General features: G+C 61.5%; 24 protein-coding genes. 15 read left to right on the forward strand and 9 right to left on the reverse strand.

Annotated elements, in window-relative coordinates; genetic code table 11:
* Window positions 1-11 precede the first annotated feature (11 nt).
* Window positions 12-2,204 (forward strand): CBM35 domain-containing protein, encoded by a 2,193-nt coding sequence (locus tag KHQ26_RS17075; RefSeq protein ID WP_020805105.1) that lies wholly within the window; start codon window positions 12-14, stop codon window positions 2,202-2,204.
* A 50-nt stretch (window positions 2,205-2,254) separates the two neighbouring features.
* Window positions 2,255-3,655, forward strand: a complete 1,401-nt coding sequence (locus KHQ26_RS17080; protein ID WP_004174676.1) for a glycoside hydrolase family 1 protein — start codon at window positions 2,255-2,257, stop codon at window positions 3,653-3,655.
* Window positions 3,656-3,708: 53 nt separating this feature from the next.
* Here KHQ26_RS17080 and flhA read toward each other — a convergent pair whose 3' ends face one another.
* From flhA to hypA, 6 genes are all read right to left on the reverse strand, one after another.
* Window positions 3,709-5,781 (reverse strand): formate hydrogenlyase transcriptional activator FlhA, encoded by a 2,073-nt coding sequence (gene flhA, locus KHQ26_RS17085; RefSeq protein ID WP_004174677.1) that lies wholly within the window; start codon window positions 5,779-5,781, stop codon window positions 3,709-3,711.
* 236 nt (window positions 5,782-6,017) lie between these two features.
* Window positions 6,018-7,028, reverse strand: coding sequence for a hydrogenase expression/formation protein HypE (hypE, locus tag KHQ26_RS17090; RefSeq protein WP_004174678.1), 1,011 nt, complete (start codon window positions 7,026-7,028; stop codon window positions 6,018-6,020).
* The gene (gene hypD, locus KHQ26_RS17095; protein WP_004174679.1) at window positions 7,025-8,146 is read right to left on the reverse strand and encodes a hydrogenase formation protein HypD; all 1,122 of its coding nucleotides are present in this window, start codon (window positions 8,144-8,146) and stop codon (window positions 7,025-7,027) included. The genes hypE and hypD overlap by 4 nt, the downstream gene beginning before the upstream one ends.
* The gene (locus KHQ26_RS17100; protein WP_002914934.1) at window positions 8,146-8,418 is read right to left on the reverse strand and encodes a HypC/HybG/HupF family hydrogenase formation chaperone; all 273 of its coding nucleotides are present in this window, start codon (window positions 8,416-8,418) and stop codon (window positions 8,146-8,148) included. Before KHQ26_RS17100 ends, hypD begins: the two co-directional genes overlap by 1 nt.
* Window positions 8,409-9,281, reverse strand: coding sequence for a hydrogenase nickel incorporation protein HypB (gene hypB, locus KHQ26_RS17105; protein ID WP_004181043.1), 873 nt, complete (start codon window positions 9,279-9,281; stop codon window positions 8,409-8,411). The genes KHQ26_RS17100 and hypB overlap by 10 nt, the downstream gene beginning before the upstream one ends.
* 3 nt (window positions 9,282-9,284) lie before the next feature.
* Window positions 9,285-9,629, reverse strand: coding sequence for a hydrogenase maturation nickel metallochaperone HypA (gene hypA, locus KHQ26_RS17110; protein WP_002914928.1), 345 nt, complete (start codon window positions 9,627-9,629; stop codon window positions 9,285-9,287).
* Between the two features lie 209 nt (window positions 9,630-9,838).
* Between hypA and hycA the strand changes: the two genes are divergently transcribed.
* The 9 genes from hycA (at window position 9,839) to hycI (ending at window position 17,643) form a co-directional block, all read left to right on the forward strand.
* Window positions 9,839-10,288, forward strand: coding sequence for a formate hydrogenlyase regulator HycA (gene hycA, locus KHQ26_RS17115; protein ID WP_002914925.1), 450 nt, complete (start codon window positions 9,839-9,841; stop codon window positions 10,286-10,288).
* Between the two features lie 82 nt (window positions 10,289-10,370).
* Window positions 10,371-10,979, forward strand: a complete 609-nt coding sequence (locus KHQ26_RS17120; protein ID WP_004151047.1) for a 4Fe-4S dicluster domain-containing protein — start codon at window positions 10,371-10,373, stop codon at window positions 10,977-10,979.
* Window positions 10,976-12,802, forward strand: coding sequence for a formate hydrogenlyase subunit 3 (gene hycC, locus KHQ26_RS17125; RefSeq protein ID WP_004174681.1), 1,827 nt, complete (start codon window positions 10,976-10,978; stop codon window positions 12,800-12,802). The genes KHQ26_RS17120 and hycC overlap by 4 nt, the downstream gene beginning before the upstream one ends.
* A 2-nt stretch (window positions 12,803-12,804) precedes the next feature.
* Entirely contained in the window at window positions 12,805-13,728 is a 924-nt protein-coding gene (locus KHQ26_RS17130) for a respiratory chain complex I subunit 1 family protein (protein WP_032410519.1), read from the forward strand.
* Between the two features lie 16 nt (window positions 13,729-13,744).
* On the forward strand, window positions 13,745-15,454 hold the full coding sequence (hycE, locus tag KHQ26_RS17135; RefSeq protein WP_004151044.1) for a formate hydrogenlyase subunit HycE: 1,710 nt from the start codon (window positions 13,745-13,747) through the stop codon (window positions 15,452-15,454).
* A gap of 9 nt (window positions 15,455-15,463) precedes the next feature.
* On the forward strand, window positions 15,464-16,006 hold the full coding sequence (locus tag KHQ26_RS17140; RefSeq protein WP_002914893.1) for a formate hydrogenlyase complex iron-sulfur subunit: 543 nt from the start codon (window positions 15,464-15,466) through the stop codon (window positions 16,004-16,006).
* Window positions 16,006-16,773, forward strand: coding sequence for an NADH-quinone oxidoreductase subunit B family protein (locus tag KHQ26_RS17145; RefSeq protein ID WP_002914891.1), 768 nt, complete (start codon window positions 16,006-16,008; stop codon window positions 16,771-16,773). Before KHQ26_RS17140 ends, KHQ26_RS17145 begins: the two co-directional genes overlap by 1 nt.
* Complete coding sequence (locus tag KHQ26_RS17150) at window positions 16,770-17,180, forward strand: formate hydrogenlyase maturation HycH family protein (protein ID WP_002914887.1); 411 nt, start codon at window positions 16,770-16,772, stop codon at window positions 17,178-17,180. Before KHQ26_RS17145 ends, KHQ26_RS17150 begins: the two co-directional genes overlap by 4 nt.
* Window positions 17,173-17,643, forward strand: a complete 471-nt coding sequence (gene hycI / locus KHQ26_RS17155; protein ID WP_004174683.1) for a hydrogenase maturation peptidase HycI — start codon at window positions 17,173-17,175, stop codon at window positions 17,641-17,643. Before KHQ26_RS17150 ends, hycI begins: the two co-directional genes overlap by 8 nt.
* Here hycI and KHQ26_RS17160 read toward each other — a convergent pair.
* The 3 genes from KHQ26_RS17160 to ascF all read right to left on the reverse strand — a co-directional run bounded on the left by KHQ26_RS17160 (window position 17,640) and on the right by ascF (window position 21,023).
* A complete protein-coding gene (locus KHQ26_RS17160) occupies window positions 17,640-17,948 on the reverse strand; it encodes a SymE family type I addiction module toxin (protein ID WP_002914883.1) in 309 nt (102 codons plus the stop codon). The genes hycI and KHQ26_RS17160 overlap by 4 nt on opposite strands.
* A 181-nt stretch (window positions 17,949-18,129) precedes the next feature.
* Window positions 18,130-19,554, reverse strand: a complete 1,425-nt coding sequence (locus KHQ26_RS17165) for a 6-phospho-beta-glucosidase (RefSeq protein ID WP_004174684.1) — start codon at window positions 19,552-19,554, stop codon at window positions 18,130-18,132.
* A gap of 26 nt (window positions 19,555-19,580) precedes the next feature.
* Window positions 19,581-21,023 (reverse strand): PTS cellobiose/arbutin/salicin transporter subunit IIBC, encoded by a 1,443-nt coding sequence (gene ascF, locus KHQ26_RS17170; protein WP_002914879.1) that lies wholly within the window; start codon window positions 21,021-21,023, stop codon window positions 19,581-19,583.
* A gap of 267 nt (window positions 21,024-21,290) precedes the next feature.
* On the opposite strand from ascF, the gene KHQ26_RS17175 reads away from it, so the two are divergent.
* From KHQ26_RS17175 to KHQ26_RS17190, 4 genes are all read left to right on the forward strand, one after another.
* Entirely contained in the window at window positions 21,291-22,304 is a 1,014-nt protein-coding gene (locus KHQ26_RS17175; RefSeq protein ID WP_004174685.1) for a LacI family DNA-binding transcriptional regulator, read from the forward strand.
* Window positions 22,305-22,440: 136 nt separating this feature from the next.
* Window positions 22,441-22,968, forward strand: a complete 528-nt coding sequence (gene hydN / locus KHQ26_RS17180; protein ID WP_002914875.1) for an electron transport protein HydN — start codon at window positions 22,441-22,443, stop codon at window positions 22,966-22,968.
* 8 nt (window positions 22,969-22,976) lie between these two features.
* Window positions 22,977-25,211: a carbamoyltransferase HypF gene (gene hypF / locus KHQ26_RS17185; RefSeq protein ID WP_004174686.1), complete on the forward strand. Its 2,235-nt coding sequence runs from the start codon at window positions 22,977-22,979 to the stop codon at window positions 25,209-25,211.
* Window positions 25,208-26,221, forward strand: a complete 1,014-nt coding sequence (locus tag KHQ26_RS17190) for a HoxN/HupN/NixA family nickel/cobalt transporter (RefSeq protein ID WP_004174687.1) — start codon at window positions 25,208-25,210, stop codon at window positions 26,219-26,221. The genes hypF and KHQ26_RS17190 overlap by 4 nt, the downstream gene beginning before the upstream one ends.
* Window positions 26,222-26,241 lie beyond the last annotated feature (20 nt).

Consider the following 26,241-nt stretch of genomic DNA (forward strand, 5'->3'; position numbering starts at 1 on the left):
GAGAGACAACGATGAAGCCGATGAAAAACCTGCTGCTGATGGGGCTGCTGTCCGCGCTGGGGGCCGGCGGGGCGCTGGCCGCCGAGCGCTCGCACTTTACGCACTTTATCACTCGCGACGGCGCCACCCTCAAGGACGGCGACAAGGTGTTTCGTTTCGCCGGGATCCACGCGCCGGAGCTACACCGCATTGAAGACGACGCCCGCGGCCCCTGCAGGGCAGACCCGCGCGGCTGGGGGCAATACTTTAAATGGCCAACGGCCCAGGAGCAGCAAAACTGGATCCAGGCGATGGTGCAAACCGGGGCGAAAGCCCAGCGCGTCTACGTGCTGTCGGTGCAGCAGGAATTTGATAAGGCCTGCGGGCGCGAGACCCATATTCTGGCGCCGGAAACGGCGGACGGCATGCCGCGGCTGAATGAGAAAGCCATGCGGGTGTATGACAACATGATTGCCGAAGCGGATAAACAGGGATTGCGTCTGATCCTGCCGTTTATCGACCACTGGTGGTGGTGGGGCGGGCGCGAGCAGCTGGCGGCGTTCTATCATGAAAAAGCGGAAGACTTTTATCGGACCGATAGCAAGACCTTCAAAGCCTATCTGGATGTGATCCGCCAGGTCATCACCCGGACAAATACCGTCACCGGCCGCGCCTATTATGATGAAAAGGCGATCATGGCCTGGGAAACCGGTAACGAGCTGGAGGATACCAACGCCGATTTCCTGCATCAGACCGCGGCGTGGATTAAAAAATGGGCCCCTCATCAGCTGGTGGTAGATGGCACCTATAAGAAAATCAATTCCTTTGCGCTGACCGACCCCAATGTGGATATCGTCAGCAATCACTATTACACCAATGCCGATAATAACCATCCCGGGCAGGTGACGCAGGATCTGCGCGCCGTCGGCGGGCAAAAAGTCTATCTCGTCGGCGAGTTTGGCCTGCTGCCGGCGGATCAACTGAACGCCATTATGCAGTCGATTGTTCACAGCGAGGTCAACGGGGCGCAAGCCGCCGGCGGGCTTATCTGGGGCTTCCGCGGCCATCGTCACGACGGCGGCTTCTACTGGCATAAGGAGTCGACCGGGCACTACAGCTACCACCTGCCGGGGTTTGCCAAAGAAGGCGAAGCGAACCAGGAGCAGGCGGTGGTCGATCTGGTGCGCACCGCCGCGGCGCAGATGGCCGGGCAGCAGACGATGGCGCCGCTGCCGAAGCCGGAGGCGCCTTTGCTGCGCGAGACCACCTCGCCCTTCGCGATCAACTGGATGGGCGCTGCGGTGGGACGCAGCTACGATGTCGAACGCGCCGCCTCACCGACCGGGCCGTGGACGGTGGTGGGCCGGGATATCTCCGATGGTGTTAACGAATGGAATCCGGAAACCATGGTTCTGTTCCGCGACGATTATCTTCAGCTTCAGCTCGGGCATACGTATTACTACCGGGTGACGGCGAAAAACGAGAGCGGTCGTTCGGCTCCTTCCAATGTGATTAGCGTGCAGCATAGCGAGGAGAATCAGCCGCCGGTTGTCACGCTGGAACCGGCCCTAACCACCACGCAGGACCAGGGCGTCGAGCTTACTGCCAGCTGGCAGGACGATGGCCTGCCGTCGCGAGAGGTTAAGGTGGGCTGGCAGCACGCCGGCGATGGCCAGGTGCATTTCTGCCATGCCGATCGGGCTCAAACCCGGGCCTGGTTTACGGCGCCAGGCACCTATGCGCTGACGTTCACGGCGGACGATGGGCTGCTGAAAAGCAGCAAAACCGTGACCGTGACGGTGGGCGAGGCGACGGGGAAAGCGCCAGCGGATTTCTGTCGTTATCACGGCGAAGTTTATGGCGTGGCTGAGGGGCGGCTGACGGTGATGAAGAGTGATAAAGACGCGCTGACAGTTGGCGAGGACGGCTTCCTCGGCCCATTTGCCAACGAGGGGGATAAGGTCAGCTGGCAGGTGCAGGCGCCGTGGAGCGGTCAGTTCCTGCTCAATGTAACCTTCAACGGCAAATGGGGCGGTAAGCAGAACTCATTTGTCGTCAACGGGGGCGCTCCGCAGACCGTGGCCTTCCCGCAGACGGATGAGCAGGGCCAGCAGCTGCGGATACCTGTGACGCTTAAAGCCGGGAGCAATCAGATTGACTTCGGCCGCTTCGCCGGCGACTGGGGCTATATGTTCATTAAATCGATCGAAGTGGTCGCTGAGTAGTACGTTCAGGCTGCGCCAGACGGGCGCAGCCTTTTTTCGAAGGAGAGGTTATGCAGCAGTATCAGTTTCCGCAAGGGTTCCTGTGGGGGGCGGCGGCGTCCGGCCCGCAAACGGAAGGGGTCACCAATAAGCGCCATCGTTCCATCTGGGACAGTTGGTTTGCCGAACAGCCGGAGCGATTTTATCAGCAGGTAGGGCCGCAGACCGTGTGTGATACTTATCATCAGTATCCGCAGGACGTGGCGCTGATGAAACAGACCGGCTTCAACTCATTTCGTACCTCGATACAGTGGTCACGACTGATCGCTGATTTGGAAACCGGCGCGCCGGACCCGGACGCGGTGCGTTTTTATCACGCCTATCTGGATGAGATGATCGCTAACGGCATTGAGCCGATGATCAATCTCTACCACTTTGATATGCCGGAAGCGCTGCAGAAACAGTACGGCGGCTTTGAATCGGCGCACGTAGCCGAGCTGTTTGCCCGCTTTGCCCGCACCGCCTTTAGCCTGTTTGGCCATAAGGTTAAATACTGGATAACCTTCAACGAGCCGATTGTGCCGGTTGAGGGAGGCTACCTGTACGACTTCCACTATCCGTGTAAGAAAGATGGTCGGCTGGCGGCGCAGGTGGCGTTTAACATTATGCTGGCGCACGCCAAAGCGGTAACGGCTTATCGTGAACTGGCGCTGGCGGGCGAGATCGGCGTGGTGCTCAACCTGACCCCGAGCTATACTCTCACCGACAGCGACGCGGATAAAAAAGCCGCCGGGTATGCCGACCTGTTTTTTAACCGCAGCTTCCTTGACCCGCTGGTAAAACATGAATTCCCCAAAGCGCTGTGCGAGATCCTTGCCGCCCACGACTGCCTGCCGACGACCAGCAAAGACGACGCGGCGTTGATCCTCAGCGCGGATATCGATTTTCTTGGGGTAAACTATTACGTGCCGCGGCGGGTAAAAGCGCGTGAGAGCGAATATGACCTCGATTATTTCACCCCGGAATACTATTTCGAAAACGCGGTGAACCCGCAGGGCCGCTTTAATCCTTATCGTGATAACAACGAGATCCTGCCGCAGGCGATCTATGACATTGCCGCCAATATTCGCGATAACTACGGCAATATTAAGTGGTATCTCGCGGAAATCGGCATCGCGATGGATCGACAATCAGAGGGCGAGCCCGGGGCGGACGGGGTGATAAACGATACTTTCCGCATCCAGCTGATGGAGGAGCATCTGGTGCAGCTGCACCGGGCGATAGCCGACGGCGCGAACTGCTTTGGCGTGCACCAGTGGACGTTTATCGACAACTGGTCGTGGATCAATGCCTTCAAACGGCGCTACGGCTTCTGGCGACTGGATCTGGAGACCGGCGAGCGACAGATAAAACGCAATGCGCTGTGGTTTGCCGAACTGGCGACCAGCAACGGTTTTACCAGCGATAAATAGCGCGCTGCGCCAGCGCTCCCTCTCACCGGCGCGGAAAGGGGGAGCGCGCGAGGTTACACCAGTTCGTCTTTATTAATACCCAGCCGCTTCATGCGTGACAGGAGCGTGGTGCGCTTGAGCCCCAGCCGCTGGGCGGCGCCTTTCGGCCCGGCCACCACGCCGTTGCTCTCCTTCAGCACCCGGACGATCAGCTGATATTCATCCTCACCTTCCTCAGGCAGGACCGCCGGCGTCCGCGGGGCTTCCACGATATCCCGCTCCGGCAGGGAGAGCTGCAGTACGTTGCCGCGGGTGAGCAATACCGCCCGTTCGATAACGTTTTCCAGCTCGCGCACGTTGCCCGGCCACTCCATACGCGTCAGAGTGCGCAGGGTTTCCGCCGGAATGCTGTCGATATTGCGCCCCATGCGGCGGGCGATTTTAAAGGTAAACGCCTTCACCAGCAGCGGGATATCGTCGGGACGTTCGCGCAGCGGCGGCAGGTGGATCGGGAACACGTTGAGCCGGTAGTAGAGATCGCTGCGGAATTCCCTGTCGATAACCATCTGCTTGAGATCGCGGTTGGTGGCGGCGATCAATCGAACGTCGGTCTGAATCAGCTTGTTGCTCCCCAGACGTTCGAACTCCTGCTCCTGGAGGACGCGCAGCAGTTTGGGCTGCAGTTCCAGCGGCATATCGCCCACTTCATCGAGGAACAGGGAGCTTTTGTCCGCCAGTTCGAAGCGGCCGATACGCTGGGCGCTGGCCCCGGTGAACGCGCCGCGTTCGTGGCCGAACAGATCGCTCTCCAGCAGCCCGGCGGGCATCGCCGCGCAGTTCATCTTCACCATCCGCCGACCGTTGCGTCCGCTGAGGTTGTGGATAGCGCGGGCGATAAGCTCTTTGCCGGTGCCGGTTTCGCCGAGGATCAGCACGGTGCTGTCGCTGTGCGCCACCATCTCTACCTGCTTGAGCACATTGTTCATCGCCTCGCTGCGGCCGATAATCTCCCCGAATTCGCTCTCGACATTATTGAGCTGCTCGGTGAGGGCGAGGTTCTCATCCACCAGCCGCTCTTTCAGGCGCTGAATTTCGCGGTAGGCGAGGGCGTTATCGATAGCGATCGACACCCGCTCGGCGATCTGCCGCAGCAGCTTGAGATTGGTGGTGGTGAAGACCTGTTCGTCGCACTGCGCCAGCTTAAGCACCCCGAGCAGGGTATTGCCGGACATCAGCGGCAGCAGGCACAGGGTCTGGATCTTATTGCCCCACATCTCGAAGAGCATTTTCTCATACGGCGCGAGAGTGTCATGCTCGTGCAGATTAAGCAGCAGCATCTCTTTGCTTTTGAACACGCGCTCGGTGAGGGTGCCGGCTTCATCCACCTCGCTCTGGTCGTGAACCGGGTGGCTGGCGTCAAGATAATGCGTGGAATAGATGTTGAGCTTCCCCTTGCGGTCGCTGCGCAGCACCACGCTGATGGCGTCGATCCGGAAGTAGCGATGGATCTCTTTCGCCACCTCGCTGACCAGCTCGTCGATATCCAGTCGCGAGAGCACCGCGTTGGTGATCGCCACCAGGATGCGAAAGTTGTCGCGCTCGTGGCACAGCAGATCGTAATCGACGTTATTGCTGACCCGGTTCTGAATCTGTTCGGTGACGACGGCGACGATCTGCGCGAAGGTATGCAGCCGCTGGAACTCTTTCTCGCTCCACGGCCGGTTGTCACGGCGGAGGAATTCGCAGCCGCCGAAGATCCGCCCGTCCGCCGCCAGCGGCAGCAGCGAGTAGTAACCGAACGGACGATACAGTCCGCTGCGGATAAGCTGCGGCCAGGTGTCGGCAAAGGTTTCATGATCGCAATGCAGGGCATCCGGCCGGGAGAGTAAGCGACGCACCGGACCGTGGGCCAGGACGGTTTCATCCTCGTAGCTTACCGGATGGCCGGCCTCATCGCAAGCGTACCTGGCCGCGCGGTGATTACCCGCGTTCCACAGGATGATGGCCGCCTCATCGGCCAGCGCGGACTGTTGCACCAGACGGGTCAGGGTTTCGCTTAGCGCGGCCAGATCGGGCTGCTGTAATAAAAGCCGGGTGATATCGAACAGCCCCTGCTGGCCGAGATCGCTCATCGGTGTATACGACATTGCTTACGTCCAAAACGCGCCGACAACGCGGCGCATAAGAAAATGATGGTACAAATAATAGTATGTTAATAAAGCGGTTATTACCGCTTTAACCCATCCATGGGCGCCCGCTGGTTTGGGCAAAATAATTACGCTGGCTTTTTCCCGGCTCGCGCTGCGCTTAGCCGGGCTACATGTGCGCGCAGTTTTGTAGCCCGGAAAAGGCGCCAGCCGCTATCCGGGACCCGACGCCGTCGTTAACAAATTCTCGGCAGCGGTTCGGCGTGGGGAAGATCGAGCGTCCGCTTCACGCCGTACAGCCCAACGGAACGTACGCCCGGGCGGACGACCACTTCGCCGATTATCGCCGCATCGCGTCCTAACGCGTGAGACCGCAAATGCGCCAGCACGTTTTCCGCCTCGTCGCGGGCGACGGCGAGCACCAGCTTGCCTTCATTGGCGAAGTTCAGGGCGTCCAGACCAAGCAGCTCGCAGACGCCGCGCACCGTGTCGTTGACCGGCAGCGTTGCCTCCTGCAGTTCGATGCCGCAGCCGCTGGCGGCGGCGAACTCATGGGCGACCGCGTTAACCCCGCCGCGGGTGGCGTCGCGCAGGGCTTTCACTCCGCTCAGCGGACGCAGGGTCTGGATAAGCGGCGTCAGCACCGCGCAGTCGCTGGACAGCGCGCCGTCCAGCCCCATCTGCTCGCGCAGGTTAAGGATGGTGGCGCCATGATCCCCCAGCGTGCCGCTGACCAGCAGCACATCACCGGCGCTAATCTGCTGCGTCCCCCAGTGAACGTCCGCCGGGATGGCGCCGATGCCGGCGGTGTTAATAAACAGCTTATCCGCCGCGCCGCGCGGCACCACTTTAGTGTCGCCGGTGACGATGGCGATCCCTGCCGCCCGGGCGGTGTCGGCCATGCTGGCGACCACCGCTTCCAGGGTGGCCATCTCCAGCCCCTCTTCGAGAATAAAGCCGCAGGAAAGATAGCGCGGGATGGCGCCGCTGACCGCCACATCGTTGGCGGTACCGCAGACGGCCAGCTTGCCGATATTGCCGCCGGGAAAGAACAGCGGGTCAATCACGTAGCTGTCGGTGGAGAAGGCGAGGCGGTCTCCCTGGGCGGCGAGCGCCGCCAGATCGAGGCGCGCCTGATCCTCCTGCTCCGCCAGCCAGGGGTTGGCGAAGGCCTGCATAAACAGGTCGCCGATCAGCTGCTGCATTGCCTGTCCCCCGCTACCGTGGGCTAACTGGACGCTTTTCATACTTCATTTTCCTGACTGCGATATTGATACCAGGCGGCGCAGGCCCCTTCAGAGGAGACCATTAGCGCGCCAAAGGCGCTTTGCGGATTGCAGGTGCTGGCGAAGAGCGGGCACTGGTGCGGTTTACAGCGGCCGGTCAGCACCTCGCCGCAGCGGGCGCGCGGGTCGTCGCACACGCGCTGCGGCGCCGGGCGAAAATGCGCCTCGGCATCGAAGCGCTGATAGGCTGGCGTAAGCTGCACGCCGGAGTCGCTGATGACCCCCAGGCCGCGCCATTCGCTGTCGCCATCCAGGCGGAAGACGTCGGCCATCGCCGCCTGCGCCAGCGGGTTGCCGGCATCCGGCACCACGCGACGGTACTGATTTTCCACATCGCTGCGCTGCGCTATTGTCTGCTCAACCAGCATCACCGCGCCTTGCAGTAGATCAAGCGGTTCGAAACCGGCGACCACTAAAGGACGGTGATAGTCGCTGGCGATAAAGCCGTAGGCCTCGGTGCCGATCACCATACTGACGTGGCCCGGGGCGAGAAAGGCGTCGATACTGTTGTCCGGCTGGTCCAGCAGGCTGCGCAGGGTCGGCAGCAGGGTGATGTGCTGGCAGAAAAAGTAGAAGTTATCGACGTTGCGCTCTCGCGCCTGACGCAGGGTCAGAGCGGTAGCGGGCATGGTGGTTTCGAAACCAAGACCAAAAAAGACCACCTCGCGCTGCGGATTTTGCTGCGCCAGCCGCAGAGCGTCCATCGGCGAGTAAACGATGCGGACATCGGCGCCGCGGGCTTTCGCCTGCAGAAGCGAGCCGTTTTTACCCGGCACGCGCATGGCGTCGCCGAAGGTGCAGAAGATCACTCCCGGGCGGCTGGCAATCTCAATGCAGGCGTCGATGCGCCCCATCGGCAGGACGCACACCGGGCAGCCGGGACCATGAATAAATTCGATGTTCTCCGGCAACAGCTGGTCGAGCCCGAATTTAAAAATGGCATGGGTATGGCCGCCGCAGACCTCCATGATGCGCAGCGGTCGCGCGGCGGTGTGCGGCAGCAGACGAGCACGCTGCTGAAGATGGGCCACCAGCTGCATCACCTGTTCGGGGGCGCGGTATTCATCTACGTAACGCATTATCGCTCCTCGCCGTACAGCAGCGCGCCGACGTCCGGCTCCACGTCAAACATATTTTGCAGCGCCTCGAGGGTGTCGCGGGCTTCGGCTTCATTAATGACGCTCATGGCGAAGCCGACGTGCACCAGCACCCACTGGCCGAGCCGCGGCTGGCCCTGCTCATCAACGGCGCCGACCAGCGTCAGGTCGACGTCGCGCTGAATACCGCAAACTTCCACCTTCGCCAGCACGCCGTCGATGGCGCAAATTTGTCCCGGAATGCCTATGCACATCGCTGCGTCTCCAGCCAGGTGAGCCATTGCTCCATGCCTTCGCCGCTGGTGGCGGAGACAAGAATAATTTCAATATGCGGATTGACCTCGCGGGCGCAGGCCAGGCACCGCTCAACGTCGAAATTGAGATACGGCAGCAGGTCGACTTTGTTGAGCAGCATCAGGCTGGCGGCGGCGAACATATGCGGATACTTCAGCGGTTTGTCTTCGCCTTCGGTGACCGACAGCACCGCCACCTTATGGCGCTCGCCGAGATCAAAGCTGGCCGGGCAGACCAGGTTGCCGACGTTTTCGATAAACAGAATGCCGCGGTCAGCCAGCGGCAGGCGCGGGGCGGCGTCGGCGATCATCTGGGCGTCGAGATGGCAGCCTTTCCCGGTATTGACCTGAATCGCCGGGGTGCCGGTGGCGCGAATGCGGGCGGCGTCATTGACCGTTTGCTGATCGCCTTCAATCACCGCGCAGTCGGCGCGTCCTTTCAGCCGGGTGAGGGTTTCGGTGAGCAGGGTGGTTTTGCCGGAGCCGGGGCTGGAAACCAGATTCAGCACCAGCTGCTGTTTTGCTGCGAAGCGTGCGCGGTTGCGTGCCGCCAGGCGGTTGTTTTTATCCAGCACGTCGATCTCCACTTCCAGCATCCGCCGCTGGCTCTGCCCCGGGGCGTGGGTACCCGCTTCGCCGTGGCCGTAATGCAGGTCGCCCTCTGGCGTGCGGGTGGGGGCGAAGTGGTCGGTTTTGACACCGGTGATGGTCATCGTCTGGCGTGGGGCGGGCGCGAAGGGGGCGCTGCGGAACGCGGAATGCGGGTTTCGTTCGTCTCCTTCAATATAGAGGTTGCCTTCGCCACAGCCGCATGTTGTACACATAATTTACTCCAATTCTAAACGCTGAATCTGTAAGCCATCATCCGCCACGATCTGCAGCTGGTCGTTATTGCAGTGCGGGCAGCGGCGAACGTGCTGCGAGACAAGATGGACGTACTGCTGACAGCGATCGCACCAGCATTCAGCCTGTTGTTCGGCGATATGCAGTTCGCACCCCTCCGCCAGCGTGCCGCGGCAGACCAGCTCAAAGCAGAAGGTCAGGGCGCTGGCTTCCACGCAGGAAAATGCGCCGACCTTGAGCCACACGCCGGTAACCCGCCGCGCGCCGGCCTGCTGCGCCTGTTGTTCAATAATTTCCAGCGCCCGCTGGCTGAGGGTGATTTCGTGCATAGTCGCCTCCGTATCGCGATGCGCCTTCTATGCAATAACGATGCCAGAATGAAATCGTCGTGGCAGTCAATGTCGATGTCGACGCCCCGGGGCTGTCATCGACATGTCGTATCGGCAGAGGTCGATATAAAAACATAGTTAAATCAATTAAATAAAATCTGGCATGAAAAATGCTTAGAGGGTGCATCTCATGCTACGGAGAAACCGATATGACTATTTGGGAAATAAGTGAAAAGGCGGATTACATCGCCGACCGTCACCGGCAGCAGCAGGAGCAGTGGCACATCTACTGTAACTCGCTGGTTCAGGGGATCACCTTGTCGAAGGCCCGCCTGCATCACGCGATGAGCTGCGCGCCGGACAAAGAGCTGTGCTTCGTGCTGTTCGGCCATTTTCAGGTGTTCGTCGCTCTCGCGGAAGGCTTCAACAGCCACACCATCGAGTACTACGTCGAAAACAAAAACGGCGGTGATAAGTATCTGATTGCTCAGGCCACCCTCGCAATGGATGGCACGGTGGACGGCCGCATCAGCAACCGCTCCCGCGACCAGGTGCTGGAGCACTATCTGGCGATTATCGCCACCGTCTATGACCGTCTGTATGACGCCATGGAACAAGACCAACCGGTGGATTTAAGCCATCTGGCGCTGACCCACTGATCGTAAGGTGTCGACACGTGTCGAAAATGACACCTGCGCAACCTGATTTCGTCAAAAATGACTTTCACCCGAGGATGACCCGGTGAACCGTTTTGTAATTGCTGACTCCACTGTCTGTATCGGCTGCCGCACCTGCGAAGCCGCCTGCTCTGAGACGCATCGCCAGCACGGCCTGCAGGCTATGCCGCGGCTGCAGGTGATGCGTAATGAAAAAGAATCGGCACCGCAGATGTGCCACCACTGTGAAGATGCTCCCTGCGCCACCGTCTGCCCGGTTAACGCCATCCAGCGCGTCGATGGCGCGGTCCAGCTCAACGAGAGCCTGTGCGTAAGCTGCAAACTGTGCGGCATTGCCTGCCCGTTCGGCGCCATTGAATTTTCCGGCAGCCGCCCGCTGGATATCCCGGCGAATGCCAATACCCGGCTGGCGCCCCCCGCGCCGCCGGCGCCGGCGCGCGTCAGCTCGCTGCTCGACTGGGTACCGGGCGTGCGCGCTATTGCCGTGAAATGCGACCTCTGCCACTTCGATGACCAGGGCCCGGCCTGCGTGCGGACCTGTCCGACCAACGCGCTGATGCTGGTGGATAGCCGTGATATCGCCCAGGCCAGCAAGCGTAAACGCCAGCTGACCTTTAATACCGACCTTGGCGACTTGTCGCTGTTCCAGGCGCAACAGGGGGAGAGGGAATGAGTGTAATTGGATTAGTGAATCAGGCGGTGGCGTGGTATGCCGCCAGCGCCGTACTGGCCTTTCTGTTTGCCATGCGCAAACCGCTCAGCGGCGCCATTGCCGGGATCGGCGGCGCGGTGGCCAGCGCCATGCTGGTGGTCGCCGGCGGCGCCGCGCTGCTGATGCCGGAGCGGATCCACGGCGGCATGCTGCAGTTTCTCCACCTGACGATACGGGTGGGGGGCGTCAACGCGCTGTGGCTGCTGGCCATCGGCCTGTCGGCGCTGCCGGTGTCGCTGTTTAATATTAGCTGGCATCGCCACCCGCAGGTGAAGGCCAACGGCCCGCTGGTCAACCTGCTGCTGGCCGCCGCGACCTGCGCGGTGGTGGTGACCAATATCGGTTCACTGGTGGTGATGGCGGAGATCATGGCGCTCTGCGCGGCGTTTCTCACCGGCTGCGCCGCCTCCGGTAAGCTGTGGTTTGCCCTGGGGCGTCTCGGTACTCTGCTGATGGCCTGGACCTGCTGGCTGGTGTGGTCAACCTACGGCACCCTCGAGCTGGCGCAGATCAACCTTCAGGCGGTGGATATGATGCAGAACCCGCTGCTCTGGCTGCCGGGTCTGGTGGGGTTCGCCCTGCTGGCCGGGGCGATCCCGCTGCACGGCTGGGCGCCGCAGGCTCACGCCGGGGCCAGCGCGCCGGCCGCCGCGCTGTTTTCCACGGTGGTAATGAAGGTTGGTCTGTACGGCATGCTGACCGTTTCGCTGGCCGGCGGCGTGCCGCCGCTGTGGTGGGGCGTGATGCTGCTGGCGCTGGGGATGATCACCGCCTTTATCGGCGGACTGTATGCGCTGATGGAGCATAACATTCAGCGCCTGCTGGCCTATCACACCCTGGAGAATATCGGCATTATCCTGCTGGGGCTGGGCGCCTTCGTCACCGGCGTGGCGACCCGCAACAGCACGCTGATGGTGCTGGGCTTTATCGGCGGCATGTATCACCTGATTAACCACAGCCTGTTCAAAACCACGCTGTTCCTCGGTGCCGGAGCGGTGTGGTTCCGCACCGGTCATCGCGATATCGAGAAGCTGGGCGGCATCGGTAAAAAAATGCCGCTGATCTCCCTCGCCATGCTGGTGGGGCTGATGGCAATGGCGGCCCTGCCGCCGCTGAACGGCTTCGCCGGCGAGTGGGTTATCTATCAATCCTTCTTCAAAATGAGCACTGGCGACCTGTTTATCGGCCGTCTGCTGGGGCCGCTACTGGCCGTTGGCCTGGCGATCACTGGCGCACTGGCGGTGATGTGTATGGCGAAAGTCTACGGCGTGACCTTCCTCGGCGCGCCGCGGACGAAAGAGGCGGAAAACGCTACCTGCGCCCCCTGGCTGATGACCCTGAGCGTGGTGCTGGCGGCGGTGTTCTGCCTCGTTGGCGGCATCGCCGCGCCGTGGCTGCTGCCGCTGGTGAGCGGCGCCTTCCCGGTGCAGGCTCAGGTATCGAGCGTGGTGTCGCAGCCGATGATCGCGCTGCTGCTTATTGCCTGCCCGCTGCAGCCGTTCCTGCTGATGATCTTCTTTAAAGGCGATCGCCTGGCGGCGCGCTCGCGCGGCGCGGCGTGGGTCTGCGGTTACGACCACGAGCAGTCGATGGTGGTAACGGCCCACGGCTTTGCCATGCCGGTGAAAGAGGCCTTTGCGCCGTTGCTGAAGCTGCGTCACTGGCTGAACCCGGTGCGTCTGGTGCCGGGCTGGCAATCGGCCTCGGCGCCGGCGCTGCTGCGCTGGATCGCGCTGGTTGAGCTGGCGGTGCTGGTGGTGATTGTCATTTCGCGAGGAGCCTGAGAATGAGTCTGTTAATTGCATTGCTACAGGCGCTGGTGCTGTTTGCCGTCGCGCCGCTGTTGTCCGGGATCGTTCGCGTCGCCCGCGCGCGGCTGCATAACCGCCGTGGACCGGGGGTACTGCAGGAGTATCGCGATATCCTGAAACTGCTGGGCCGCCAGAGCGTCGGTCCTGACGCCTCGGGCTGGGTGTTTCGCCTGACGCCGTACGTCATGGTGGGCGTGATGCTGACCATCGCCACCGCGCTGCCGGTGGTGACGGTAGACTCCCCGCTGCCGGTGCTGGGGGATCTCATCACCCTGATCTACCTGTTCGCCATCGCCCGTTTCTTCTTTGCCATTTCCGGTCTGGACACCGGCAGCCCGTTTACCGCGCTGGGCAGCAGTCGCGAAGCGATGCTCGGCGTGCTGGTGGAGCCGATCCTGCTGTTGGGCGTGTGGGTGGCGGCGCAGGTCGCCGGCTCGACCCATATCAGCGCCATCACCGATACCCTTTACCACTGGCCGGCGGCGCGCAGCATTCCACTGATTCTGGCGTTATGCGCCTGCGCCTTCGCCACCTTTATCGAGATGGGCAAACTGCCGTTCGATCTGGCGGAAGCGGAGCAGGAGCTGCAGGAAGGGCCGCTGTCGGAATACAGCGGTAGCGGCTTTGGCATCCTGAAGTGGGGCATCAGCCTCAAACAGCTGGTGGTGCTGCAGATGTTTGTCGGGGTCTTCTTTCCGTGGGGCCAGATGACCAGCTTCAGCGTCGGCGGCCTGCTGCTGGCGCTGGTGGTCGCCATCGTTAAGCTGGTGGTTGGGGTGCTAATTATCGCGCTGTTTGAAAACAGCATGGCGCGTCTGCGTTTTTGTGCCACCTCCCGCGTCACCTGGGCCGGGTTTGGTTTCGCCTTTTTAGCTTTCGTCTCCTTGCTGGTGGCGTGATTAAGAGAGTTTGAGCATGTCTGAAGAAAAAATCGGTCAACACTACCTTGCGGCGCTGCACCAGGCCTTTCCCGGCGTGGTGCTGGACGAAGCCTGGCAGACCAAAGACCAGTTAACCATCACCGTGAAGGTCAATTACCTGCCGGAAGTGGTGGAGTTTCTCTACTACCAGCAGGGCGGCTGGCTGTCGGTGCTGTTCGGCAACGATGAACGTAAGCTCAACGGCCACTACGCGGTCTATTACGTGCTGTCGATGGAGCAGGGCACCAAATGCTGGATCACCGTGCGCGTGGAAGTGGACGCCAACAAACCGGAATACCCGTCGGTGACGCCGCGCGTCCCGGCGGCGGTATGGGGCGAGCGCGAAGTGCGTGATATGTACGGCCTGGTGCCGGTCGGCCTGCCGGACGAACGCCGGCTGGTGCTGCCGGACGACTGGCCGGACGAACTCTATCCGCTGCGCAAAGACAGCATGGATTATCGCCAGCGTCCGGCGCCGACCACCGACGCCGAAACCTACGAGTTTATTAACGAGCTCGGCAGCAAGAAAAACAACGTGGTGCCGATTGGCCCGCTGCACGTCACCTCTGATGAACCTGGCCACTTCCGCCTGTTCGTTGACGGCGAGAACATTATCGACGCCGACTACCGCCTGTTCTACGTCCATCGCGGAATGGAAAAGCTGGCGGAAACCCGCATGGGTTATAACGAAGTGACCTTCCTGTCGGACCGGGTGTGCGGCATCTGCGGCTTCGCCCACAGCACCGCTTACACCACCTCGGTGGAGAACGCGATGGGCATCGTGGTGCCGGAGCGGGCGCAGATGATCCGCGCCATTCTGCTGGAGGTGGAACGCCTGCACTCGCACCTGCTGAACCTCGGTCTGGCCTGCCACTTTACCGGCTTTGACTCCGGCTTTATGCAGTTCTTCCGCGTGCGCGAAACCTCGATGAAGATGGCAGAGATCCTTACCGGCGCGCGTAAAACCTACGGCCTGAACCTGATCGGCGGGATCCGCCGCGACCTGCTGAAAGAGGACATGATCCAGACCCGTCAGCTGGCGCAGCAGATGCGGCGCGACGTGCAGGAGCTGGTGGATATGCTGCTCAGCACGCCGAATATGGAACAGCGTACCGTCGGTATTGGCCGTCTGGACCCGGAAATCGCCCGCGACTTCAGCAACGTAGGCCCGATGGTGCGCGCCAGCGGCCACGCCCGCGACACCCGCGCCGACCACCCGTTTGTCGGTTACGGCCTGCTGCCGATGGAAGTCCACAGCGAGCAGGGCTGCGACGTGATATCTCGCCTCAAGGTGCGGATCAACGAGGTTTACACCGCGCTGAATATGATTGATTTCGGTCTCGATAACCTGCCGGGCGGCCCGCTGATGGTGGAGGGGTTCACCTATATTCCGCACCGCTTCGCGCTGGGCTTCTCCGAGGCGCCGCGCGGCGACGATATCCACTGGAGCATGACCGGCGACAACCAGAAACTGTACCGCTGGCGCTGCCGGGCGGCGACTTACGCCAACTGGCCGACCCTGCGCTATATGCTGCGCGGCAACACCGTTTCCGATGCGCCGCTGATCATCGGCAGCCTCGACCCGTGCTACTCCTGTACTGACCGCATGACCGTGGTCGATGTACGCAAGAAGAAGAGCAAAGTGGTGCCATACAAAGAGCTGGAGCGCTACAGCATCGAGCGTAAAAACTCGCCGCTGAAATAAGGAATCGCCATGTTTACCTTTATTAAAAAAGTTATTAAGACCGGCACCGCGACGCACGCCTACCCGCTGGAGCCGATGCCGGTGGACAAAAACTTTCGCGGCAAGCCGGAGCATACGCCACAGCAGTGTATCGGCTGCGCGGCCTGCGTGAACGCCTGCCCGTCGAACGCCCTGACGGTCGAGATCGATCTGGCCACTAACCAGCTGGCGTGGCAGTTCAACCTCGGGCGCTGTATCTTCTGCGGTCGCTGTGAAGAGGTGTGCCCGACGGCGGCGATTAAGCTGTCGCCGGAGTATGAGCTGGCGGTGTGGAAGAAAGAGGATTTCCTCCAGCAGTCGCGCTTCGCTATCTGCCACTGCCGGGAGTGCCAGCGTCCGTTCGCGGTGCAGAAGGAGATCGACTACGCCATCGCGCTGCTCAAGCATAACGGCGATACCCGCGCCGAGCTGCACCGCGAAAGCTTCGAAACCTGCCCGGAATGCAAGCGCCAGAAATGCCTGGTGCCGTCCGATCGTATTGAACTGACCCGCCATATGAGGGAGGCCAGCTGATGAGTACTTTACTTGGCCCGCGCGATGAAAACGGCATTCCCGTGCCGATGACGGTGGATGAATCCATCGCCAGCATGAAGGCCTCGCTACTGAAAAAGATTAAACGTTCGGCCTACGTCTACCGCGTCGACTGTGGCGGCTGCAACGGCTGCGAAATCGAAATTTTCGCCACCCTTTCGCCGCTGTTCGACGCTGAACGCTTCGGGATTAAGGTGGTGCCTTCGCCGCGCCATGCCGATATTCTGTTGTTTACCGGGGCAGTGACTCGCGCGATGCGCTCCCCGGCGCTGCGCGCCTGGCAGTCGGCGCCGGATCCGAAGATCTGTATCTCCTACGGCGCCTGCGGCAACAGCGGCGGCATCTTCCACGACCTGTACTGCGTCTGGGGCGGTACCGATAAAATCGTACCGGTCGACGTCTATATTCCGGGCTGCCCGCCGACGCCAGCCGCCACGCTGTACGGCTTCGCCATGGCGCTTGGCCTGCTGGAGCAGAAAATTCATGCCCGTCTGCCGGGTGAGCTCGACGAACAGCCGACCGAGCTGCTGCATGCAGATATGGTGCAGCCTCTGCGGGTGCGCATCGATCGCGAAGCGCGGCGTCTGGCGGGCTATCGCTATGGACGGCAGATTGCCGATGACTATATGCGTCTGCTTGGCCAGGGCGACAGCCAGGTGCTGCGCTGGCTGGAGGCGGAGAAAGATCCGCGTCTGACCGAGATCGTCACCCATCTCAACCAGGTGGTCGAGGGGGCGCGTATCCGATGAGCGAGACGGTGGTGTTCAGTCAGCTGAGCCGTAAATTTATTGATGAGAACGACGCCACGCCGGATCAGGCGCAGCAGGTGGTCTATTACAGCCTGGCGATTGGCCACCACCTCGGCGTCATCGACTGTCTGGAGGCGGCGCTGAGCTGCCCGTGGGACGCGTATCTGGCATGGATCGCCACCCTTGAGGCCGGAAGCGCCGCGCGGCGCAAAATGGAGGGCGTGCCGAAGTATGGCGAAATCGTCATCGACAGCAGTCATGTGGCGATGCTGGCCAACGCCTTTGATAAAGCGCAGTCCGCGCAGACCCCGCAGCAGCAGGCGTGGAGCAAAACCCTGCTCAGCATGCTGCATGATATTCACCAGGAGAGCGCCATCTACCTGATGGTGAGGAGATTACGTGACTGACGTTTTACTCTGTGTCGGCAACAGCATGATGGGTGACGACGGCGCCGGCCCGCTGCTGGCGGAGATGTGCGCGGCGAACCCGGCCGGCCAGTGGGTGGTCATCGACGGCGGCAGCGCGCCGGAAAACGACATCGTGGCGATCCGCGAATTACGCCCCGAACGCCTGCTGATTGTCGATGCCACCGATATGGGCCTAAACCCCGGCGACATTCGCATCATCGATCCCGACGACATCGCCGAGATGTTTATGATGACCACCCATAACATGCCGCTCAACTATCTGGTCGATCAGCTGAAAGAAGACGTCGGCGAGGTGATTTTCCTCGGCATTCAGCCGGATATCGTCGGTTTTTATTATCCGATGACCCAGCCGGTGAAAGAGGCCGTTGCCCGGGTGTATCAGCAGCTGGCAGGCTGGCAGGGCAAGGGCGGCTTTACTCAGCTGGAGGCCGCGGACGACTAGCCCTGCGGCGAACCGGGCTCTCCGCCGGCGCACGACTGGCCGGAAGGGAGCCCCGTTCCCGGCGCTGCCAGCTCAAGATTCTCTATCACTAATTTACCGGGCGACACCGAGACTCTGACCTGCGTGCCGACCGGAAACCCCGCCTGCTCCAGCCAGTCGCCGTTTAAGCTTAATGCCGCGTGGCGGGTGTAGCGCCGCGTCTCCCGCGTTTTGCGGTCCTCATGGCGTTTTCTGACATATCCCACGGTTAACTGGCGAATGGCCCTGGCTATCCCTCTGGCTGCGGTAGGGTGCTGTGCGCTCATGATGTGCTCCTTGCTGAAGATACCCCTGTAAAAGTACTGGATAAAATACCAGTTATTGTAAACAGGTGGCAAACCAGAAAATGGAATCAGGCTCGAGAAAAAAGCATGTAATGGATGCAACAGATAGCCGACGTCCGTCCCCCGGTTATCGCGGGGAACGGGCGCGCGTGGGCGAGGGTGCTTAGTCGAGATCGGCGCCGTTACTGGCTATCACCTTCTGGTACCAGAAGAATGACTTTTTACGCTTACGCGTCAGGGTGCCGTTGCCGGCATCGTCGCGATCGACATAGACAAAGCCGTAGCGCTTGCTCATCTCGCCGGTGGACGCCGAGACCAGATCGATGCAGCCCCAGCTGGTGTAGCCCATCACCGGAATGCCGTCGCCGATAGCATCGCGCATCGCCCTGATGTGCTCGCGCAGGTAGCTGATGCGATAGTCGTCATTGATGTCCCCATTGGCATCGATCTCATCGCGGGCGCCAAGCCCGTTTTCCACCAGGAACAGCGGTTTCTGATAGCGGTCGTACATCATGTTCATGGTGATGCGCAGGCCCAGCGGGTCGATGCCCCAGCCCCATTCGCTGGCCGGAATGTGCGGGTTCTTCAGCGACTTGACGATGTTGGCGGCATTGGTGTTGCTGGCGTTCATCTCCGCCGAGGCGCAGCGCGACGCGTAGTAGCTAAAGGAGACGAAATCGACGGTGTTTTTGAGGATCTCGTCATCGCCCGGCTGTTTCGCAATCGTGACCCCTTTTTCCCGGAACACCCGCGCGGCCCACACCGGATAGGCGCCGCGGGCCTGGACATCGATAAAGAACAGGTTTTCGCGGTCCTTCTCCAGCGCCATCCATACATCTTCCGGCTTGCAGGAGTAAGGGTAGAAATTACCGCCGGCCAGCATACAGCCGACCTGATTTTGCGGGTTAATCTCATGGGCGATTTTCGTCGCCAGCGCGCTGGCCACCAGCTCGTGATGCGCGGCCTGATACTTCACCTGCTCTTGATTTTCTCCCTCCTCAAACACCAGACCGGCGCCGGAGTAGGGGCTGTGCAGCATGATGTTGATTTCATTGAAGGTGAGCCAGTATTTCACCAGGCCGTCAAAAGCTTCAAAGCAGGTGCGGGCGTAGTGGCTGAAAAAATCCACCATTTTGCGGTTGCGCCAGGAGCCGTACTCCATCACCAGATGCATCGGCACGTCAAAATGGCACAGGGTGACCAGCGGCTCGATACCGTGCTTTTTGCACTCCTCGAACAGTGAGCGATAGAAGGCGATGCCCTGCGGATTCGGCTGCTGTTCGTCGCCGCGTGGGAACAGGCGGCTCCAGGCGATGGAGGTGCGAAAGACGCTGAACCCCATCTCGGCCATCAGGGCGATATCTTCTTTATAGCGATGGTAAAAATCGATCGCCTGGTGGCTGGGGTAAAATTCGTCTTCACGCAGCGTAAAGCGCTTCTCCAGGCCTAATTTTACCGGCAGGCGATGGGCGCCGTGGGGAAGGGTATCCACGGTGGTCAGCCCCTTACCGCCTTCAAGATAAGCGCCTTCAGACTGGTTGGCGGCCAGTGCGCCGCCCCATAAAAATCCCTGTGGGAAACTCGCCATGCATTACCTCATTATCAATAGTGTATTCAGGCGTGGGATGCCTGGGCCCGGGCCTGGCGCGCTCTGGCGTCGGCAGCGGCCTGCTCAACGGGAATGTCCTCAAAGCCAAGGATCAGCGTCAGGGCAAACGACAGCACCACCGACAGCGCCATCACGCCAAACACCCAGACGATGGTCATTGGATTGGCCGGATCGAAAAACTGCACGCTGGTAAACAGCCCCGGCGCCGCCATCGAATGGCTGGCCAGTCCGGCAATGCCTGCCACCGCGCCGCAGATAAAGCCGCTGATTAAGCTGGCGATCAGCGGGCGCTTCAGGCGCACCGCCACGCCGTACAGCGCCGGTTCGGAAATCCCGGCCAGAATCGCCGATGCCGCGGCGGCCAGCGCCGTCTGGCGCAGCTCCGGGTTTTTGGTTTTCCACGCTACCGCCAGTGAAGAGCCGCCGAGCGACAGGTTGGCGCCGATCTCCGATGGCATCACCATACCCTCTTTGCCGGTTTCGGCGATGGTCTGAATGATGGTCGGCGTAAAGACGCGGTGCATACCGGTCATCACCAATAGCGGCCACAGCCCGCCCATGATCGCCACCGACAGCCAGCCGAGATAGCTGTGGATCGTATACACCAGCGCGGAAATGGCGCTGCCGATCCAGATGCCCAGCGGGCCAATCAGCAGGATCGCCAGCGGGGCGGCGATCAGCACGATCAGCATCGGCTTCAGAAAGTTTTTCGTCACCGCCGGGGTAATGCGATCCACCCAGCGCTCGATATACGACAGGCACCAGGTCATCACCAGCGCCGGGATCACCGTATAGGTGTATTTCACCGCGGTAACCGGAATAAAGGCGAATTCAACGTGTTCTCCCTGGGCGGCTTTGGCCATCAATTCGATAAACCCAGGATGCACCAGCACCCCGGCGATGGCGATAGCCAGCGACATATTAGTTTTGAATTTCACCGCCGCGGAGGCGGCCACCATCAGCGGCAGGAAGAAAAATGCGCCGTCGCCGATAAGCGCCAGCAGGGTCAGCGTCGGCGAGCCTTTCGGCAACGCGCCGCTCATCTCGAGGATCATCGCCAGCAGCTTGACCATCGATCCGCCGATAATCGCCGGGATCAGCGGGGACATGGTGCCGATCAGCGCGTCGAGGATCCCGGCGCCGATGCGTTTCAGGGTCAGCGGCGCTTTGCCCTGCGGCTCAGCCGGGCGCAGGTCGCCTGGCAGCAGATTCACCACCTCGCGGTAGGCCTGGGAGACAGTGTTGCCGATGATCACCTGGCACTGGTTATCGCTGCGCACGACGCCGAGCACCCCGGCCAGGCCTTTCAGGGTAGAGCTATCGACCTGTTCGTCGTCTTTAACCACGAAGCGCAGACGGGTCATGCAGTGGGTAACGGCGGCGACGTTGTCGACCCCGCCGATTGCCGCGACTATCTGTTGCGCCAGGGCTGCATAATTTTTCGACATCGGATTTTATCCTGTTTATCAATAGGGTACTGATCTGCCACCGCCCCGCATCGCCGGGCGATACCATGTTTTTATAGGAAACCGGTTCCACAAAATCATGGTGAGTTTCATTTAATTTCACAAGAAATAAAAAAAGATGATCTCAATTTTGTGATTTTGATCGCTAAGCGTCGCCGTGAGCCGGATCGCGTTGGTGAACAGGGGAATGCTGTAAAAGCGGGAAACGTGCAGTACACTGCCTGCAACTTTTGCAACAGGAAGAATCACATGGCAACGATGCTGGAGGTCGCAAAGCGCGCGGGGGTATCGAAGGCGACCGTTTCGCGGGTGCTGTCGGGCAACGGCTATGTCAGCCAGGAGACCAAAGACCGGGTGTTTAAGGCGGTGGCGGAGAGCGGCTACCGGCCTAATCTGCTGGCGCGCAACCTGGCGACCAAAACCACGCAAACCCTCGGCCTGGTGGTGACCAATACCCTGTACCACGGCGTCTATTTTAGCGAACTGCTGTATCACGTGGCGCGGATGACGGAGGATAAAGGGCGGCAGCTGATCCTGGCCGACGGCAAGCACAGCGCGCAAGAGGAGCGGGAGGCGATCCAGTACCTGCTGGATCTGCGCTGCGATGCGATCATCATCTACCCGCGCTTTCTCACCGTTGATGAGATGGACGAGATCGTTGAGAACCACTCGCAGCCGATCATGGTGCTTAATCGCCGCCTGCGCCGCCACGCCAGCCACTGCGTCTGGTCCGATCAAAAAGCCTCGGCGATGCGGGTAGTGGAGCGGCTGATTGCGCTTGGCCATCGCGATATCGCCTTTATTACCGGCTCCCTTGACTCGCCCACCGGCGTCGAACGCCTCGCCGGCTACAAAGACGCGCTGGCTGGCCACGGCATCGCCCTGAACGAGGCGCTTATCGCCGAAGGGCGCTGGACGCCGGAAACCGGGGCGGCGGGGGTGGAGAGCCTGCGTCAGCGCGGGGTTACCTACAGCGCGCTGGTGGCGAGCAATGACGATATGGCCATCGGGGCGATGAAGCAGCTTCACCAGCTGGGCGTTAAGGTGCCAGAACAGGTCTCGGTGGTGGGGTTTGACGATATTGCTCTTGCGCCGTATATGGTGCCGTCGCTCGCCAGCGTCCGGGTGCCGGTGACGGAGATGATTAAAGAGAGCATCAATCGGCTGATCTTTATGCTGGATGGCGGGGAATTCAACTTTCAGCAAAGCTTTCCCGGAGCGCTGATTGAACGCGAGTCGCTGGTGGCGGGCCCCTGTGCCTGACGTCGTCAGCTGTCATCGTCACTACTGACGATGACAGCAAAGCCCAGCTATAATAGTCTTTATAATCAATATGTTAAAAACTTGGAACGTATTATGCATACTCCGGCGCGTAACCTTCTTACTGCTGGAGAAATGGATGAACCGTTTCATTATCGCCGATGCGAGCAAATGTATCGGCTGTCGCACTTGCGAAGTGGCCTGCGTGGTATCCCATCAGGAACATCAGGACTGCGCCTCCCTGACGCCTCACACCTTTCAGCCGCGTATTCACGTGATCAAAGGGGTCAATGTTTCCACGGCGACCGCCTGCCGTCAGTGTGAAGACGCCCCCTGCGCCAATGTCTGCCCGAACGGCGCCATCAGCCGCGATAAAGGCTTTGTCCATGTGATGCAGGAGCGTTGCATCGGCTGCAAAACCTGCGTCGTCGCCTGCCCGTACGGGGCGATGGAGGTGGTGGTGCGCCCGGTGATCCGCCATAGCGGCGCCGGACTGAACGTCGTGGCGGAAAAAGCCGAAGCCAACAAGTGCGATCTCTGCTTCCACCGCGAGAGCGGCCCGGCCTGCATGGAAGTCTGCCCGACGCATGCCCTGGTGTGCGTTGACCGCAACAAACTTGAGCAGATGAATATCGAGAAACGTCGCCGTACGGCGCTGGCCTGGTAACACCGGGTATGAACGGGGTGCAAATCCGCATTCGCGGCAAAGTGCAGGGGGTGGGGTTCCGCCCCTTTGTCTGGCAGCTGGCCCGGGCGCAGGCCCGCTGCGGCGATGTCTGTAACGACGGCGACGGCGTACTGGTGCGGCTGGTCGGGGGCGACGACGGTTTTACTGCCGCTCTGGCTGACCACTGCCTGCCGCTGGCGCGGATCGACAGCACCGCCTGCATTCCCTATCGCTGGGCGGCCACGCCGCAGGATTTCACCATCCGCGAGAGCGGGGCGGGACGGATGCGGACTCAGATTGTGCCCGATGCCGCGACCTGCCCGGCGTGCCTCGCGGAGATGAACGATCCCCGGGCACGCCGCTACCGCTACCCCTTTATCAACTGTACCCACTGCGGCCCGCGGTTAACCATTATTCGCGCCATGCCCTACGACCGGCCCTTCACCGCAATGGCGCCGTTCCCGCTCTGTTCCCCTTGTGAAGCGGAATTCCTCGATCCTGCCGATCGCCGTTTTCACGCCCAGCCGGTGGCCTGCCCCGACTGCGGGCCGCGACTGGAATGGCGGGCAGAGGGGGAAGCGCTGGACGGCGAGGCGGCGCTGCAGGCGGCTATCGCCCGGCTGGCGGCGGGCGACATCGTGGCGATAAAAGGCATCGGCGGCTTTCATCTGGCCTGCGATGCCGGTAACCCCGCAGCCGTTGCCACGCTGCGGGCGCGAAAACACCGCCCGGCAAAACCGCTGGCGGTAATGCTGCCGACGGCAACGGGCTTACCCGCCGCCGCTGCGGCGCTGATGGGCTCCCCGGCGGCGCCCATCGTACTGATTGCCAAAGCACAGGTCTCCGGCCTGTGTGACGAAATAGCGCCAGGACTTGCGGAAGTAGGGGTGATGCTGCCGTCTAATCCGCTGCAGCATTTGCTTCTGCAGGCCCTGGCGCGCCCCATCGTAATGACCTCTGGCAACCTTAGCGGCCGTCCGCCGGCGTTAAGTAATGCTCAGGCGCTCAACGACTTAGCCGACATTGCCGACGGCTTTCTCTTGCATAATCGCGACATCGTACAGCGGATGGATGATTCACTGGTGCGCTCAAGCGGTGAAATGCTGCGCCGCGCCCGGGGCTACGTCCCGGACGCGCTGCCGCTGCCGCCAGGGCTAGGAGACATCCCGCCGCTGCTGGCTCTCGGCGCGGATATGAAAAATACCTTCTGCCTGGCGCGCGGCAGCGAAGCGGTGCTGAGCCAGCACTTTGGCGATCTTGGCGAGGAAGGTATTGAACAGCAGTGGCGCAGCGCCCTGCAGCTGATGCAGAGCATTTACGCGTTTGTGCCGCAGCGGGTGGTGGTTGATGCCCATCCCGGCTATCGCTCAACGCAGTGGGCGGCCTCCCTGCCCCTGCCGCTGGAGACAGTGCTGCATCACCATGCCCACGCCGCGGCGTGCCTGGCGGAGCACCGCTGGCCGCTTGACGGCGGGGACGTTATCGCCCTGACACTCGACGGTATTGGTATGGGGGAGAACGGCGCGCTGTGGGGCGGGGAGTGCCTGCGGGTCAACTATCGCGAATGCGAACATCTTGGCGGGCTGCCGGCCGTCGCGCTGCCAGGGGGGGACCTGGCGGCACGCCAGCCGTGGCGAAATTTGCTGGCCCACTGTTTGGCCTTTGTCCCTGACTGGCAGGATTATCCGCAGGCCGCCACCCTGCGCCAGCGCAACTGGCCGCTGCTGGCGCAGGCCATCGAGCGCGGGATTAACGCGCCGCGCGCCTCATCCTGCGGACGGCTGTTTGATGCCGTTGCCTGCGCCCTGGATTGCGCGCCGGAGAGTCTGAGCTATGAAGGCGAAGCGGCCTGTCGGCTGGAGGCGCTGGCCGCCAGCTGCCCCGGCGTCAGCCACCCGGTTACGCTGCCGTGGCGCGACGACGCGCTGGATTTAGCGACCTTCTGGCGGCAATGGCTGAGCTGGCAGGCGACTCCGGCGCAGAAAGCCTGGGCATTCCACGACGCCCTGGCCTGTGGACTGGCGGCGATGGCCCGCGACTGCGCCACCGTCCGCGGCATCGACACGATGGTCTGCAGCGGCGGGGTGCTGCATAACCGCCTGCTGGCGGCGCGATTGACCTTTTATCTGGCGGATTTTACTCTGCTGTTTGCACAGCAGTTGCCGGCCGGCGACGGCGCAATCGCCTATGGTCAGGCGGTGATCGCCGCCGCCCGCGGGCAGGCTCAAGGAATACAACCATGATAATGACAGTTTTACGCCAGCAGCCGCGCGCCGCGGGTCTGGTGCTGGGGTTGATCGCGGCGAATTTACTGGCCTGGTGCTGGGCGCTGCAGGCCTTTGGCGACAGCGGCGCGCTGATGGCCGCCAGCCTGCTGGCCTGGGGCTACGGCCTGCGCCACGCGGTGGACGCCGACCATATTGCGGCGATTGATAACGTGACCCGCAAGATGATGCAGCAGGGGCGGCGGCCTTTCGCCGTCGGGGCGTGGTTTTCGCTGGGCCACTCATCGATTGTGGTGCTGGCCTCGGCGGCGATTGCCGCGACCGCCACCGCCTTCAGCACGCAGATGAGCTGGCTGCATGATACCGGTAGCGTTATCGGCACCGCCGTGTCGGCCCTGTTTTTACTGGCGATGGCCTTTATCAACCTGGTGATTTTACGCAGCGTGTGGCGCAGCTTTCGGGCATGGAAGCGCGGAGAGCCGGTGAGCGACGAAATCGTCAGCGGCGGCGGGGTGATGAGCTGGCTGTTTGGCAAGACCTTCCGTCTGATAAGCCGCAGCTGGCAGATGTACCTGGTCGGTTTCCTGTTTGGCCTCGGTTTTGATACCGCCACCGAAATCGGCGTACTGGGTATCTCCGCCGCCGGTGCGTCGAGCGGGATTTCCGTCTGGTCGATTATGGTCTTCCCGGCGCTGTTCGCCAGTGGTATGGCGCTGGTGGATACCCTCGATAACGTGCTGATGGTCGGCGCCTACGGCTGGGCGTTCAGCAAACCGCAGCGCAAGCTCTATTACAACATGACCATCACCGGCACCTCGGTGGTGGTGGCGCTGTTTATCGGCGGCCTGGAAGCGCTGGGCCTGCTGATGGATAAGTTTGCGCTCAGCGGCGGAATATGGCGCTGGGTAGGGGCGTTAAACGACAACCTCGGCGACGCCGGATTTGTGGTGGTCGGGTTGTTTGTCGCCTGTTGGGCGCTATCGGTGCTTAACTATCGCTGGCGCGGCTACGACAATCTGGCGCGCTAGGCTGGATATGTTCCCGGCTT

The organism is Klebsiella sp. 10 (assembly GCF_018223925.1).
GTDB lineage: Bacteria > Pseudomonadota > Gammaproteobacteria > Enterobacterales > Enterobacteriaceae > Klebsiella > Klebsiella pneumoniae.